At 68.4% G+C, this 14,023-nt stretch carries 17 protein-coding genes; 9 read left to right on the top strand and 8 right to left on the bottom strand.

Annotated features, from left to right (window positions below; translation table 11 throughout):
- Window position 1: 1 nt before the first annotated feature.
- The 3 genes from LTT66_RS19185 to LTT66_RS19175 form a co-directional block, all read right to left on the bottom strand.
- Window positions 2-232: a hypothetical protein gene (locus tag LTT66_RS19185; protein ID WP_043697335.1), complete on the bottom strand. Its 231-nt coding sequence runs from the start codon at window positions 230-232 to the stop codon at window positions 2-4.
- Window positions 233-478: 246 nt separating this feature from the next.
- Window positions 479-712: a hypothetical protein gene (locus tag LTT66_RS19180; protein WP_195033404.1), complete on the bottom strand. Its 234-nt coding sequence runs from the start codon at window positions 710-712 to the stop codon at window positions 479-481.
- Between the two features lie 87 nt (window positions 713-799).
- Complete coding sequence (locus LTT66_RS19175) at window positions 800-1,432, bottom strand: O-methyltransferase (protein WP_372478679.1); 633 nt, start codon at window positions 1,430-1,432, stop codon at window positions 800-802.
- A gap of 285 nt (window positions 1,433-1,717) precedes the next feature.
- On the opposite strand from LTT66_RS19175, the gene sigE reads away from it, so the two are divergent.
- The 9 genes from sigE (at window position 1,718) to LTT66_RS19130 (ending at window position 8,843) form a co-directional block, all read left to right on the top strand.
- Complete coding sequence (sigE, locus tag LTT66_RS19170) at window positions 1,718-2,377, top strand: RNA polymerase sigma factor SigE (RefSeq protein ID WP_228782238.1); 660 nt, start codon at window positions 1,718-1,720, stop codon at window positions 2,375-2,377.
- Window positions 2,378-2,435: 58 nt separating this feature from the next.
- Window positions 2,436-2,834: a hypothetical protein gene (locus LTT66_RS19165; RefSeq protein WP_233060003.1), complete on the top strand. Its 399-nt coding sequence runs from the start codon at window positions 2,436-2,438 to the stop codon at window positions 2,832-2,834.
- Between the two features lie 10 nt (window positions 2,835-2,844).
- Entirely contained in the window at window positions 2,845-4,383 is a 1,539-nt protein-coding gene (locus tag LTT66_RS19160) for a S1C family serine protease (RefSeq protein WP_269821963.1), read from the top strand.
- Window positions 4,384-4,484: 101 nt separating this feature from the next.
- Window positions 4,485-4,901, top strand: a complete 417-nt coding sequence (gene tatB, locus LTT66_RS19155) for a Sec-independent protein translocase protein TatB (RefSeq protein WP_043697347.1) — start codon at window positions 4,485-4,487, stop codon at window positions 4,899-4,901.
- 52 nt (window positions 4,902-4,953) lie between these two features.
- Window positions 4,954-5,811, top strand: a complete 858-nt coding sequence (locus LTT66_RS19150; protein WP_181723223.1) for a hypothetical protein — start codon at window positions 4,954-4,956, stop codon at window positions 5,809-5,811.
- A 352-nt stretch (window positions 5,812-6,163) separates the two neighbouring features.
- Window positions 6,164-6,730, top strand: coding sequence for a hypothetical protein (locus LTT66_RS19145; protein ID WP_233060002.1), 567 nt, complete (start codon window positions 6,164-6,166; stop codon window positions 6,728-6,730).
- 22 nt (window positions 6,731-6,752) lie between these two features.
- On the top strand, window positions 6,753-7,100 hold the full coding sequence (locus LTT66_RS19140; RefSeq protein ID WP_233060001.1) for a hypothetical protein: 348 nt from the start codon (window positions 6,753-6,755) through the stop codon (window positions 7,098-7,100).
- A 91-nt stretch (window positions 7,101-7,191) separates the two neighbouring features.
- The gene (locus LTT66_RS19135) at window positions 7,192-8,343 is read left to right on the top strand and encodes an XdhC family protein (protein WP_233069327.1); all 1,152 of its coding nucleotides are present in this window, start codon (window positions 7,192-7,194) and stop codon (window positions 8,341-8,343) included.
- A gap of 164 nt (window positions 8,344-8,507) precedes the next feature.
- The gene (locus LTT66_RS19130) at window positions 8,508-8,843 is read left to right on the top strand and encodes a hypothetical protein (protein ID WP_181723220.1); all 336 of its coding nucleotides are present in this window, start codon (window positions 8,508-8,510) and stop codon (window positions 8,841-8,843) included.
- 31 nt (window positions 8,844-8,874) lie between these two features.
- Here the strand turns inward: LTT66_RS19130 and LTT66_RS19125 are convergent, their stop codons facing one another.
- From LTT66_RS19125 to LTT66_RS19105, 5 genes are all read right to left on the bottom strand, one after another.
- Window positions 8,875-9,813 carry a glucosyl-3-phosphoglycerate synthase gene (locus LTT66_RS19125; protein ID WP_181723219.1) on the bottom strand — a complete coding sequence of 313 codons (939 nt, stop codon included), beginning with the start codon at window positions 9,811-9,813 and terminating at the stop codon, window positions 8,875-8,877.
- Window positions 9,810-10,691 carry a dihydropteroate synthase gene (gene folP, locus LTT66_RS19120; RefSeq protein WP_195067627.1) on the bottom strand — a complete coding sequence of 294 codons (882 nt, stop codon included), beginning with the start codon at window positions 10,689-10,691 and terminating at the stop codon, window positions 9,810-9,812. Before folP ends, LTT66_RS19125 begins: the two co-directional genes overlap by 4 nt.
- A 175-nt stretch (window positions 10,692-10,866) precedes the next feature.
- Window positions 10,867-12,654 carry a long-chain-acyl-CoA synthetase gene (locus tag LTT66_RS19115; protein WP_233060000.1) on the bottom strand — a complete coding sequence of 596 codons (1,788 nt, stop codon included), beginning with the start codon at window positions 12,652-12,654 and terminating at the stop codon, window positions 10,867-10,869.
- On the bottom strand, window positions 12,641-13,213 hold the full coding sequence (locus LTT66_RS19110; protein WP_408638647.1) for an LOG family protein: 573 nt from the start codon (window positions 13,211-13,213) through the stop codon (window positions 12,641-12,643). The genes LTT66_RS19115 and LTT66_RS19110 overlap by 14 nt, the downstream gene beginning before the upstream one ends.
- Window positions 13,207-14,016 carry an LOG family protein gene (locus tag LTT66_RS19105; RefSeq protein WP_233059998.1) on the bottom strand — a complete coding sequence of 270 codons (810 nt, stop codon included), beginning with the start codon at window positions 14,014-14,016 and terminating at the stop codon, window positions 13,207-13,209. Before LTT66_RS19105 ends, LTT66_RS19110 begins: the two co-directional genes overlap by 7 nt.
- Window positions 14,017-14,023: the final 7 nt, after the last annotated feature.

Raw genomic sequence — 14,023 nt, 5'->3', positions numbered from 1 at the left:
GTCAGGGCCCGCCCGGCTGCGGCGCGGGCGAGCCGATGCAGAACGGCGCGCAGGGCCCCGGCGTGCGCGGCACGGTCGATTTCGAGGCCTCACCGAAATCGGCGGTGCTCACCAGATAGACCGCCAGCAGAGCGAACAGCAGCACGGCGGCGAATGCCACCATGGCCCGCCCCCAGTGAATCGGCTTGGGACGACGCTCGTCTTCGTCCCAAAGGAACATCATCATCACCACACCGCACCTCTTCCGCACCCGCTCGGAGCGTGACCTCACCAGTATCGGCGATCGTCGGCTTTCCATTGCAGGGTGCGCCGAACCGTCGCGGTACGGTGGCTTTTTCGCGAACTTCGCCCGACATCGGCCGAGGCCGCATTTCCCTGGAAGACGAGGGCGCGGCGGCGGAAAATCCGGAAAAACTTCGGCGGCAGACATATTCGACCGCACTGGGACGACCGTCGACAACGGCCGCGGCGGAGATGACTACTGGGCGGGCGGGGCGCCGTTCTGGGTGCAGAAGGGCTCGCAGGATCCCGGTGGCGGAGGGGTCTTCTCGGGGCCGGTGTCGAAATCGGTGTTGCTCACCACCACCATCACCAGCACCGCTCCCAGAATCACGAGCAACAGGGCCAGCATCGTGGGCCGCAGCCAGCTCGTTCGACGCTCCGTCACGACGTCCCCCATGGCGGCCACTTCTATGGGAGTTAGTTCACGCATAACTGTTTTCCTCACTGAGTTGTTTCTCAGCGCATACCCCGGATTCCGGGAAGAAATCAGCTCACGGCGCGGCTGCCGCGCGAATCACTAACCCCGTGAGGCACAGAGCAATCCGTCACCGACCGGAATCAGCACGCAGGTGAGTTCCGGGTTTTCCGCGATGGCGCGGGTCGCGGCGCGCACCGCCTGGGTGGCCGGATCGCGCTGCGCCGGATCGGGTACCCGTCCGCCCAGCAACGCGTTGTGCAGCAGAATGGCGCCCCCGTCGCGCAGCAGACGCACCGCTTGGGCGACGTACTCCGGGTGTTCGAGCGGCGCCGCGTCGATGAAGACCAGATCGTAGGCGCCGTCGGCGAGCCGGGGCAGCACATCCAGCGCCCGCCCGTTGATCAGCCGGGTGCGGGCCGGCGGGATGTCGGCGGCGCGGAACGCCTCCTTGGCCGCGCGCTGGTGTTCCGGCTCCGAATCGATGGTGGTCAGCGTGCCGTCCTCGCGCATGCCGTCGAGCAGCCACAGCCCGCTGATACCCGCGCCGGTGCCGACCTCGACCACCGCGCGCGCCCCGAGCAACTGCGCGTACATGCTCAGCAGCGCGCCCACCGAGGGCGGTACGGGTACCGCGCCGAGTTCGGTGGCCCGTTCCCGCGCGCCGACGAGGATTTCGTCCTCCACGACGGATTCCTCCACGTAGGCGAGATTCCGCTCCAGATTCGATGCCACGGGTATGAGGCTAACGCCGGGCGGGTGATCTCGGCGTTCCGGACAACACGCGCCGCCCGCCATTTCCGCCGCCGGTTTTCTCAGGTGTCCCTCAGGGTCTCCATAACCCGGCCATATCAGGACCAGAAAGAGTATGGGCAACGCAAGACCACCGACCGTGTTTACACGGGACGCGGGAACAACGACATACCGGTTGTCGGTTGTATCCGTACGCAACGGTCCGCAGACCCGGGCCCGAGTGAGTCCCGACGTTTGCGGTCCCTAGTAGGAGGTAGCCCCATCCACATGGTCGATGCGGCGCGCGAATACGCCACCCTGCCCGAGCAGATCCTGCCGGTCGAAGCCGACTCCGCCGCGGAGGCGGGCGAGCTGACCGGCACCGCTGCCTTCGATGCCACCGGTGACCGGTCGGCGATGCCGACGTGGGACGAACTCGTCCGCGAGCACGCCGACCGGGTCTACCGCCTGGCCTACCGCCTGTCCGGCGACGCCCAGGACGCGGAAGACCTCACCCAGGAGACGTTCATCCGGGTGTTCCGTTCACTGTCGAATTACCAACCGGGCACCTTCGAGGGGTGGTTGCACCGCATCACCACCAACCTGTTCCTGGACATGGTCCGCCGCCGCAACCGGATCAGGATGGAAGCGCTGCCCGAGGACTACGACCGGGTGCCCGCCGAGGGCCCCGGCCCGGAGCAGGCCTACCACGACGCCCGGCTGGATCCCGACCTGCAAACGGCCCTGGATTCGCTCGCGCCGGAGTTCCGAGCCGCCGTGGTGCTGTGTGACATCGAGGGGCTGTCCTACGAGGAGATCGGCGCTACGCTCGGCGTGAAACTGGGCACTGTGCGCAGTCGGATCCACCGTGGACGCCAAGCCCTGCGCGACTACCTTGCGCATAATGGAAGTGAGCAGCGGTTCGCCGCTGACGCGAACATAGGGTGATTCGTCGGACGCCGGCGTCGCCCGAACGGTCGAGGTCGGTTGAAAGGGTGAGCACCGAATGAGTGGCGACTCCAGCACGTCCGGTCGTCGTCCGCCCCGTTTCAGCTCCACCGAGCATCTGGCGAGCGAGGCGGTCGCGGCGTACGTGGACGGTGAGCTGCGGATGAACGCTTACCTGCGGGCCGCTCAGCACCTGTCGCTGTGTCCGGAGTGCGCGGCGGAGGTGGATGCCCAGCAACAGGCGCGCATCGCGCTGCGGCATGCCGGGCAGGTGGCTATCCCGACCGGACTGCACGACAGCCTGACCAGGATTCCGCTCGCCGAACTGCCCGGCGGCGCCTCCAGCGGGCGCACGCCGTCCTCGCCGTCCGGTCAGTCACCCCGCAACGAGGCGGTTTTCGGATTTCTGACCGATTCGTTCACCGCGACCCGGTGGACTACGTGGTGGCGCAAGTAGAGTTTTCCGCGTGACCACCGAATCGACGAATTCCGGATCGGCCGACACCTCGGATTCGGCGGCCAACCGCGGGAATCTCCGTCCGCCGGACGCACCCGTGCTCGGCCCGCGCCCGGTCTATCGGCCCCATGTCGACACGCACACCGCGCGTGCCTTCCGCAGGCCGTCCGGCCTCTCCGGTTCGTTCGCCGAGCCGCTGCCGCTGCGCAAGGCCGGTTCGGCGCCGCAATCCGGCCCTTTGATGCAGAATCGCCCGCCCGACGCGGTGCTGGCCGAGGCGTTCGGCCGCCCGGAGGGTTCCACCGAGATCCTCCAGCGCGACCCCGACGCCGCCGATGGCCCCGCATCCGTCGCCGGACCGGCCGATCCCTGGCGTGACCCTGAGGCGATCGCGCGTCTCGGCGCCCCCGCGGTGCCCACCCCCAAGGCGCAAGCGCTGCCGCAGGCCGAGAAGCTCAGCGCACGCGAAGTGCTGTTCGGCTCCCGGGTCGCGCCCAAGGCGCTGGCCCTGCTCGCGCTCGTCGCACTGGTCGTCGGGCTGCTCGGCGGGCTGGTCGGACGATTGACCGCGGAAACCGCCTCGACGCTCACCTCCCGCAAGGTCACCCTCGAACAGTCCGGCGACGCCACCCGTCCCCACGGCCTGATCGCGCAGGTGGCCAACGCGGTACTGCCCTCGGTGGTCTCCATCCGGGTGACCGTCGGCGACAACGGCGCCACCGGCTCCGGCGTGGTGATCGACGGCGGTGGCTACGTGGTCACCAACAACCACGTGGTCTCGATGGCCGCCCAGGACAAGAGCAACCGGGCCGCCATCCAGGTGCAGTTCTCCGACGGCACCCGGGTGCCCGCGCAGATCGTCGGCCGCGATCCGAAGACCGACCTGGCCGTACTGAAGGTCGATGTGAAGAATCTCACCGTGGCCCAGCTCGGCAAGTCCGGCGACGTCCAGGTCGGTGACGACGTGCTGGCCATCGGTTCGCCGCTGGGTCTGAGCAAGACGGTCACCTCGGGCATCGTCAGCGCCCTGCACCGCCCGGTGAAGCTGGAGGGCGAGGGCAGCGACACGAAGGCCGTGATCGACGCCGTGCAGACCGACGCGTCGATCAACCCGGGTAACTCCGGTGGCGCGCTCGTGGACATGGACGGCCGGGTCGTCGGCATCAACACCGCCATCCGCAGCGAGACCGGCGGCTCGGTCGGCCTCGGCTTCGCCATCCCGGTGGACAAGATGACCGAGGTCGCCCAGACCTTGATCCGCGACGGTGCGGTGCACCATCCGACCATGGGCCTGTCCGTCCGCACCAAGACGGTCGCCAACGACGCCATGAGCGGAGCCGCGGTGGCCGATGTGTCGCCGAACGGGCCGGCCGCCAGGGCGGGCATCGTCGAAGGCGATGTCATCGTGCGCGTCGGCGATCGTGAGGTCACCAGCTCCGATGAGTTCACGGTGGCCGAACAGTCCAACGAGATCGGACAGACCGTACCGGTCCAGCTCATCCGCGAGGGCCGCCAGGTCGACGTCTCGGTGACCCTGGAATCGGACTAGGCGTGTTGCACGGCTCGGCTCGGGCTGGACGACACCCAGCGTGCACTTCCAAACCTCCTCTCGCCGGCTCGGCGGCAGGTAGGCCCAGGTAGCCTGGTTACGTGTTCAGCAACATCGGCTGGAGCGAGATGGTCATCCTGCTCGTCGCCGCCCTCGTGATCCTCGGCCCGGAGCGCTTGCCCGGTGCTGTGCGCTGGACCACGCGCAGCTTGCGGCAGGTGCGCGACTACGCGAGTGGCGCCACCTCCCAGCTGCGGCAGGAACTGGGGCCGGAATTCGACGATCTGCGCAAGCCGCTGGCCGACCTGAACGAATTGCGCGGAATGACTCCGCGCGCGATGGTGACCAAACACCTTCTCAACGGCGACGATTCGCTGTTCAAGGATTTCGACAGCGCACTGCCCGATCCGAAGGATCTCTACAGCACCAACAGCGGCATGCCGGACTACCCGATGCCCAAGTTGGATAAGCCGTTGGAGCGCAACGAACGCCCTCCGATCGACACCGACGCCACCTGATTTGTCAAGAAGTCTAGACGCAATGCGCTGTTCAGCTGTCTAGACTTCGCACATGTCGGCCGATGACGTGGCGCGCGTGTTCGCGATCGAGGACAAGGTCGAGCGACTGAAGGCGGCCACCGATGGGGTGGCGGCGGCCCAGCAGACCATCAACGAACTGACCAGGATTCGGCGTGCCGTGATCCGGGAGCTCCATGCCGAAGGCTGGACGTTCGCCAGAATCGGTGCGGCGGCAGGGCTTTCCCGTGCCCGCATCCACCAGGTGAGTACGCAGGGGCCCGCGCCGGAAGGACTGTTCTTCGGGCATGGTTCGCTCACCGTGCTCGTCCCCGAGGTGCGCGCCGGCCGGGTGATCGGCGCGCCGGATCCGGCTGCGCCGCAACGCTTGGCCGAACTGCTGCGCGAACTCGGCTTCGGCGTCGCGGTCGAGCACTTTCTCCCGGGCCGCCCGATCGACCTGCATCGCGACGGCCTGATCGTGTTGGGCGGTCCGGAGCTCTCGCCGAGTTTGCGTCAGTTGGTCGCCGCCGATCCCCGGCTACGGCGCGCGGTGGCCCGAATGGGCGACGCGCGCCGGGGAATCGAGGACCGGGCGGCACGGCGGGTCTACCGGCCGGGCGGACCCGAGCCGCACGACATCGCCTATCTGGGCAGGCTCCCCCGGCCCGACGGACGCGGCAGCGTGCTGATGATCGACGGCATGCATCCGCCCGGCTCGCTCGGCGCCATCCGGCTGCTCGCCACGAGGCTGGCCACGCTGCACGAGCGGGCAGGCAATTACCTGTTCTCGGTGCTGGTCGCCTGTCGTTTCGACCGCGCCACCGGTGAGCCACTCGAGGCCGAACTACTCACCCCGGTCTACCGTCACGACCCCGAGAACCGATCGCACGCAACAGGTCTGCGTCGCTGAGGCGAGGGAAAGGACGCGGCGGGAGTTTCGTCCTGCGCGGCGATCGGAGACCGGGATTCGAACCTCCCTGCGAGTTCGGCCGAACCAGGGGCGGTGGGTGCACTGCCGCAACGAGATTCGGCAAATCGATAGCACCGCAGGGGAGCGCAAACCACCCGTCGTGGTGAACCTTGCGGAGCGCACGCTCGGACGGTAACCCACCTCATCGACCCGCCAGGTCACAGTACTTATGCGGAGTCAACCGAGCGTGCCCACCCCCTATGTGGTACAGGTCACCAGCCCTCCCGCGAGCGGGTTCATACACAGATGATTGAATAGCTGGACGATAACCGCATGTGATAGGTGAACTCTGATGCGTGACCGAAAGTCGATGTCTGCGAGTTCGGTGGTCCTTCGTTCCGTACTGCGGTGCGAGCCGTACGACATCGCGGCTCCCGCCCGCACCGGCGATCCGGCGGTGTCCACCCACCGGGTCACCTACAGCGACCGCCTGAAGGTCTTCCTCAGCCGCGGTGAGGCCCTCGACAGCTTTCTCCGTCCGCTGCGCAGGTTGGACGGCTTCCACCGCTACTCGGTGAACATGACCCGGCTCGCCGAACCGATGCGACCTGCCGACATCGACCCGGCGATCAGCGCCGCACCCGGTCGGGAGTTCTTGCAGTGCACCGGCTCGGCGGACGCGCTGACCGTGGAGATGCGCACCGCCGTGGACGGCACGCCGCACCGATTCACCGTCGGCCTCCCCGGCGACCGGATCGGTCCGCCCGCTGTCGAGGTGCCGGTTCCGGTCGGTGTGCACACCCACAGGGTGTATCCGGACGAAGTGTTCACGGCGGAGCAGGCCGCCGAGATTTTCACGGCGTATTTCGAGACCGACGCCGTCCCGCCCCATCTCCAGCTCCGCGAAACGGACGCGTGAGGCGTCCGGCAAGGAGGAAATAGTGAATCCGCTACTGCTCATCGGCGGCGCCGTCCTGGCGGTGGGGCTGCTCGGCCTGCTCGTCAGCGTGCTGCTGCGGCCAGGGGGGTCGAAGGCCCATCTGACCGTCGCCGATCTCCAGGCCCGGCTCGCGCACGAGCAATCGGCCACCTCGCCCGAACCGGACGGTTCGGACGAACCGGTGGCCGACCAGCTGCACACCGACGACGCCCAGGCAGACCCTGCGCGTCCGGAAGCCGACGAGCCTCGCACGAACGGCCCTCGTGCCGGGACGGGCAATCCCGCCGAGGCGCCCGAGGCGCGGGCAGATCAGGTGCTACTGCCGGATCACCGTCGCCGCGCCGAATAGCCTTCGAATAACTAGGCTGGCGGTACGGCGCGGATTCGCCGTGAGCCTCGGGCCCGATGCGCCGGACCCGCTCGGGAAAGGACCGGTCGCGGTGCGCGCGATACTCGGGCAATTGATCACTCTGCTGCCGCACGGGCCGGTCGCGCTGGCCCGCGTGGTGGACACCACCGGCCCCGGACCTCGGGAACAGGGCGCGGCGATGGTCGTCACCGGCTCCGGCTCCGTGCACGGCTCACTGTCCAGCGGATGCGTCGAGTCCGCCGTCCTCGCCTCGGCGCAGGAGGTGCTGGCGAGCGGCCACGCGGTGACCGACCGGTTCGGCTATGCCGATGCCGACGGGCCCGCCGTGGGCTTGACCTGCGGCGGAGAGATCGAAGTATTCGTCGAGCGGATCTCGCGCGAGCAGCTGCCCCTGCTCTTCGCGCTGCGGCAGCGGATCGAGAACGGCTTCCCCGTCGCTGTGGCCACCACCTTGGACGCCACACCGGAATGGAAGCTGCTGACGCCCGAAGACACCGATCCGTGGCACGGCGTGGACCGCGACGCACGGGCGCTGCTGGCCGCGGGCCGCTGCGGTGTGGTGGGCGCCGAAGAGTGCGCGGCGCGCGGCGCGGCGCGCGGCGCACCGCGCCCCCGGACGTTCGTGCAGGTCTTCGCCGCCCCGGCCCGCATGATCCTGGCGGGCGCGAACGATTTCGTGCGCGCGCTCAGCCGCACCGGCCGCCAGCTCGGCTACCGGGTGACCGTCGTGGATGCCCGCGAGACCTTCGCCACCACCACTCGGTTCCCCGCGGCTCACGAGGTCGTCGTGGACTGGCCGCACCGGTATCTGCGCGGGGAACAGCAGGCGGGGCGGATCGACCGGCGCACCGTGGTCTGCGTGCTCACCCATGACGCCAAATTCGACGTCCCGATGCTGGTCGAGGCGCTGTCGTGCGCGCGCATCGGCTTCGTCGGCGCCCTCGGCTCCCGCCGGACGCACGCCGAGCGTGTCGAGCGACTGCGCGCCGCAGGCGTCACCGACGACCAGCTCGGACGGCTGCGCAGTCCGGTCGGCCTGGACCTCGACGCCCGGACACCGGACGAGACGGCCATCTCCATCGCCGCCCAGATCCTGGCCGAACGCGGCGGCGCCTCCGCACTTCCGCTGGATCGCCTCGACGGACCCCTCCACCGCGATCTGCTCGAAGTTCGCTCCGCGAAGCGGATTGGACGCCGGATCGCCGGGAATACCCGACCATAGAGCCGCACATACCGCCCAGAGCCTCGTATCAATCCACCTTGCACCGCGCGGCATGCGGCCGCACACTTGATTTGCTAAAAGTTAACTACGAGTAGGTGACGGTGCGTTGCGCTTCGGCCCCGCCACGCTCTGCCCGGCCCGCCCCACCGAGAGGAGAAAGCGCCGTGACCGCCACCCAGATCGCCGTCCTCTGCTCGCTCGCCGGCGCCGCCGGCCTGGTCGCCACCATCGGCTTGCTGCACGGACCGGCGAACCGGCGACGCAGACTCGGCCTCGCTCAGCACGGGATCGCGCAGCGGATCCCCGCCACCGTGCTACCGGTCTGCCCGATCGGCAGGCCACAGCGGGTGCCCATCGAACCGTTGACGGTCGCGGAAGCGCACGAACTCATGCAGCGCCACCGGATCTGTGAGCCCTCCGAATGCGTCTACAAGCTCGCGGCCTTCCGCACCCTGATCGAGGCGGGGTACATGCGCGACCCGCATGCGGAAGGCGCCTGAGCGATGCGCGGACCCGGGGCGCTGGATCAGCTCAGGCCGCCGCGCACGCGGGCCGCAGGGTGACCATCGGCGGACGGTCCACCAGCGACACTTCAGTGTTGTGCGCGGTGAATTCGCCGCCGATCAGCGGGAATTGCGTCAGCGCAGCACCGGAGTCCTGCACACCGCTGCGGCCGAGCACCGTGCCGAGAATCTGGCGGCTCATCACACCGAGGTCGGCCAGCGGACGGTTGCGATGTGTGCGCACGCCCAAGTTCACCTGGCCGATCGCGGACATGCCGAGCCGGTCGTAGGTGTCCAGCAGCAGCCCGATCTCCACGCCGTAGCCCGGCGCGAACGGCACCGAGGTGAGCAGTTCGCGGGTGCCCGCGTATTCACCGCCGAGCGGCTGCAACACCTGCGAGAGTTCGGGTCGCAGCGCGGCCAGCAGGGGGCGGGCGACCAACTCGGTGACGCGGCCCCCACCGTGCGCGTCCACCGCGCCGCCTTGCCGCAGCGGCCTGCGATAGTAGGCCTTGGCCAGATGCAAGTCGTCGACCGTGAGCAGCGGGCCGAGCAATTTCGGCACGAAGGCCGGATCCGGGTCGATCAAGTCGGAGTCGACGAAGGCGATCAGATCGCCGCTGGTCACCGCCAGGGAGCGCCACAGCACCTCGCCTTTGCCCGGCGCCGGCTCCAGCTCCGGCACCGCCTGCTCCCGGCTGATCACCTCGGCGCCCGCCGCGCGCGCCCGCTGCGCGGTCGCGTCGGTCGAGCCGGAATCCAGCACGATCAGCTCGTCGACGAGTGTGCCGAGCAGCGGGCGGATGCTGGCCACCACGTCGGCCACCGTCCGCTCTTCGTTCAGCGCGGGCAGCACCACCGACACGGTGCGCCCGGCTTTGGCGGAGACGAGCTCATCCACCCGCCAGTCCGGGGTGTCCCAGGTATTGGTCGTCGCCCAGGCGGGCTCACGGTATTTGAATGTCATGCCAGACCTCGCAAGGTTCGTGCGGGGGGCCGGATGCCCTGGATCGCGGCGATCATGTCCACCACCCGCCGGGTCGCGGCGACTTCGTGAACACGAAAGACTCGGGCGCCGGCCGCCGCCGACCATGCTGTTGCCGCCAATGTGCCCTCCAGCCGTTCGGAAAGACCGACACCTAAAGTCTCCCCGATGAAATCCTTGTTGCTCAGCGCCATCAAGACTGGCCATCCGGTTTTTACAAGAACTTCGACTCCGCGCAACAGTTCGAGACCGTGATAAGTGTTCTTGCCGAAATCGTGAGTCGGATCGATCAGGATCGAATCCCGGCGTACCCCGGCCGCGAGCGCGTTCTCGGCGGCGTGCACCACGGTTTCGGTGACTTCGCCCACCACATCGGCGTAACGGACCCGATGCGGCCTCGTGCGCGGCACCGCGCCGCCGGTGTGGCTGCACACCAGACCCGCGCCGTGCGCGGCGGCCACCGGAACGAGATCGGGGTCGGCGCCCGCCCACGTGTCGTTGATCAGATCCGCCCCCTCGCCCACCGCGGCGAGCGCGACTTCTGCGCGCCAGGTATCGATGCTGATCAGTAGCTCCGGGTACTTCGCGCGGATGGCCGCGACGAACGGCACCACCCGCCGCGTTTCCTCGGCCGCGTCCACCGAATCGCCGGGCCCGGCTTTCACCCCGCCGATGTCCACCAGGTCGGCGCCCTCGTCCACCGCGCGCGCCACCGCGTCCATGGCCGCCGCATCGGTGAACGTGGCGCCGCGGTCGTAGAAGGAGTCCGGGGTGCGATTCACGATCGCCATCACCAGCGCTCGATCCGTCGCCACCGGCCGTCCGCACAGCGTCGGAAGCGGCGCCACGGAGCTGAACATGTCAACGACTGTAGCTGTTCCGCCTCCCCGCGAATTCAGGCCATACCGGTCAGGTGGCAGGCGATTTGCGTGCAGGTCCTGCGTTGGGCGCTGCTCAGGTTTTGGGCGTACCCGGTGAGTTACCCAGGTGCGTGCGAGATCGGTTCGCTCGTTTCCGAGAGGAATTACTGCTCGGTCAGCTCTTCGGGGCGCGGCCCGCTGCTACCTCCGCGGCGTAGTCGTCGTAGGCGGGGACGTAGCCTTCGGTGCGGCCCGCGAGTACGTACAGCGTGCTGTCGGGGTCGGGGGTGTAGCCCTGTTTGCGCAGTTCTACCTTGCGGCTTTTGAACGTCGAGGTCTGCTCCAGCTCGTGGACGATGCGGATGAACAGCGGGACGGCGTAGCCCGGCAATTGCTCGTAGGCCACTTTCGCCACCGCTGCCCCGTCGAATTCCGCGTCGGGGTGCAGCGTCACGGCGGCCATGCCCGCCTTGCCGTCGGTCCCGGGGATGTCCACGCCGTAGACCACCGCCTGCGCGATCGATTCCGCTTTGCTCAGCGCGCCCTCCACCTCCGTGGTCGCCACGTTCTCGCCCTTCCAGCGGAACGTGTCGCCGAGCCGGTCCACGAACGCGATGTGATGCCAGCCCTGTTCGCGCACGAGATCGCCGGTGTCGAACCAGACATCGCCCTGCTCGAAGCCGTCGCGCACCAGTTTGGCCTCGGAGGCGGCCTTGTCGGTGTAACCGTCGAACGGGGAGCGGTCGGTCACCTTGGCCAGCAGCAGCCCGACGCCGCCGGTGCCGACCCGGAGCAAGCGCCCGTTCTTGTCACGCTTGGCCTTTCCGGTCTCGTCGTCGTACTCCACGACGGCGTACGGCAGCGGACCGAAGCCTGCCGTACGGTTCACGCCGAATGCGTTGACGAACGCGATATTCGCCTCGCTCGCGCCGTAGAACTCCACGATCCGCTTGATGCCGAACCGGGACTTGAACTCGTCCCATAGTTCGGGGCGCAGCCCGTTGCCGACGGCGAGCCGGACCGAGTGCTGCCGGTCGGTCGGCTTGGCCGGCTGATTGACCAGGTAGCGGCACAGCTCACCGATGTAGATGAACGCCGTCGCCTGTTCACGAATGACCTCGTCCCAGAACCGGGATGCGGAGAATCCCCGGGCCAGGGCGAAGGTGCCGCCCGAGGCCAGCACCGCCGACAGCGCGACGGTGAGCGCGTTGTTGTGATACATCGGCAGGCAGCAGTACAGCGTGTCGTCGCCGCGCAGGCGAATCCCGAGGCCGCCCAGTCCGGACATGCTCTTGGTCCAGCGCAAGTGGGTCATCACGCTGGCCTTCGGCAGGCCCGTGGTGCCCGAGGTGAAGATGAGGAACGCGCGCTCCCGTGCGGTCACCTCCGCGCAGCTCGGCGGGTCCGTATCGGCGGCGCTGCGGGCCGCCTGCTCGAGTTCGTCGGCCGGAAGAATGTCGGCGGGGGGCTCGGGCAACGACTCGATCGCGTCGGCGCATTCCGCGCCGACCACGTTGAGCACGCTGTCGAGCAGGCCGAAGCTGTGCGCCAGCACTCGGTCGCGCTGATGGTGGTTGAGCAGGCCCACGGTGGCCCCGAGCTTGACCGTGGCCAGCACGACGAACATCGTCTCCGGCCGGTTGGTCATCAGCACACCCACCACGTCGCCGCGGCCCACCCCGCGCGCCGCGAGCACGCTCGCATACCGGTTCACCTGCGCGTTGGCCTCGCCGTAGGTGTAGGCCGCACCCTCGAACCGCAGGAACACGCGGTCTGGATGCCGGTGGGCGTTGCGCTGGAAGTACAGCCCCACCGAGGACTTGGAATCCGGCGTCACCAGCATGCCCAGCGCGTTGCGCAGCATGCCCGGCGCGTCCAGGGCCATCGCGGGCAGGTTGCGGGCGAGGTCGATCAAACTCACCGTCGAGCGGCCGTCGGTGCTCACGTCTTCAGCTCTCCTCATCCCGGGTACGTACCCCCTCCAGTGCCGCGAAAGCGGACGGAAGATCGGTCACCACCGTAATCCGGGACAGGGCTGTCTGGGGCACGAACTTCCGCTCGTACAACTCGTCCAGCCAGGAGAACAAACCGCGGAAGAATCCATTGGGATCCAGCACAACAACGGGCTTTTCATGCTGTCCCAGGTAGCCGCCGGTCCAGGTTTCGAAGAACTCCTCCAAGGTGCCGATGCCGCCGGGCAGGGTGAGGAAGGCGTCGGCGCGATCCTCCATCACCTGCTTGCGCTGGCGCATCGTGTCGGTGACCACCAGTTCGTCGGCGTCGACGTCGGCGACCTCCCGGTGCACCAGGTGCTTCGGGATCACGCCGATGGTGTTCGCCCCGCCCGCGCGCGCCGCGGTGGCGACCGCGCCCATCATCGAGACATGCCCGCCGCCGGACACCAATTGCCAGCCGCGCCGGGCGATCTCGGTACCCACACGGGCGGCCAGCGACAGGTAGTCCTGGTCGGTCGTACTCGCAGAGCAATAGACACAGACGGCGAAAGGCTGTTCACTCACCACTGATCCTCCGTCCCGATCGCGTCCTCGGCGCCGCCTGCCTCGGCGGCGGCCTGAATGATGTGCACGACCTCCTCGACGCTGTCGGTCACGTGCAGCAGGCCGAGGTCACCCGGTGAGATCTTGCCGGAGCCGCCGAGCGAATCGCGCAACCAGTCGACCAGCCCCGACCAGTACCTGGTGCCGAACAGAATGATCGGGAACCTGGTGATCTTACGGGTCTGCACCAGCGTCAGCGCCTCGAACAACTCGTCGAGGGTGCCGAAACCGCCGGGCAGGCAGATGAACGCCTGGGAGTACTTCACGAACATCGTCTTGCGGACGAAGAAGTACCGGAAATTGATGCCCAGGTCCACCCACTCGTTGAGGCTCTGCTCGAACGGCAGCTCGATGCCGAGACCGATCGAGTAGCCCCCCGCTTCGCAGGCGCCGCGGTTGGCCGCTTCCATCGCGCCGGGGCCGCCGCCGGTGATCACCGCGAAGCCTGCCCTGGCCAGCGCGGCGCCGATCGCCAAGCCCGCCTGGTACTCCGGATGGTCGGCCGACGTGCGCGCGGAACCGAAGACGGTCACCGCCCGGGGCACCTCGGCGAGCGCGCCGAAGCCTTCGATGAACTCGGCTTGGATACGCAGCACCCGCCAGGGATCGGTGTGCACCCAGTCCGTGTCACCGCGCTTGTCCAGCAGGTTCCGGTCGGCGGTACCCACGCCGTCCGCGCGATCGCGGCGGAACATGATCGGCCCACGGAACTTCGGTGTCGACTTCGGCTTATTGGCGACCTCATGGTCCGCGGCGTCGGTGGACATGCGTTCC

This window comes from Nocardia gipuzkoensis (assembly GCF_021183645.1).
Taxonomy (GTDB): Bacteria; Actinomycetota; Actinomycetes; order Mycobacteriales; family Mycobacteriaceae; genus Nocardia; species Nocardia abscessus.
The sequence above is the reverse complement of the archived record's forward strand: the minus strand, read 5'-3'. Positions and strand labels throughout refer to the sequence as shown.

Bases quoted from the DNA above. Each gene is read 5' to 3' on its own strand.
- LTT66_RS19180 (WP_195033404.1), bottom strand. From the start codon at position 712: ATGCGTGAACTAACTCCCATAGAAGTGGCCGCCATGGGGGACGTCGTG.
- sigE (WP_228782238.1), top strand. From the start codon at position 1,718: ATGGTCGATGCGGCGCGCGAATACGCCACCCTGCCCGAGCAGATCCTG.
- LTT66_RS19165 (WP_233060003.1), top strand. From the start codon at position 2,436: ATGAGTGGCGACTCCAGCACGTCCGGTCGTCGTCCGCCCCGTTTCAGC.
- LTT66_RS19150 (WP_181723223.1), top strand. From the start codon at position 4,954: ATGTCGGCCGATGACGTGGCGCGCGTGTTCGCGATCGAGGACAAGGTC.
- LTT66_RS19145 (WP_233060002.1), top strand. From the start codon at position 6,164: ATGCGTGACCGAAAGTCGATGTCTGCGAGTTCGGTGGTCCTTCGTTCC.
- LTT66_RS19125 (WP_181723219.1), bottom strand. From the start codon at position 9,813: ATGACATTCAAATACCGTGAGCCCGCCTGGGCGACGACCAATACCTGG.
- folP (WP_195067627.1), bottom strand. From the start codon at position 10,691: ATGTTCAGCTCCGTGGCGCCGCTTCCGACGCTGTGCGGACGGCCGGTG.
- LTT66_RS19115 (WP_233060000.1), bottom strand. From the start codon at position 12,654: ATGAGGAGAGCTGAAGACGTGAGCACCGACGGCCGCTCGACGGTGAGT.
- LTT66_RS19105 (WP_233059998.1), bottom strand. From the start codon at position 14,016: ATGTCCACCGACGCCGCGGACCATGAGGTCGCCAATAAGCCGAAGTCG.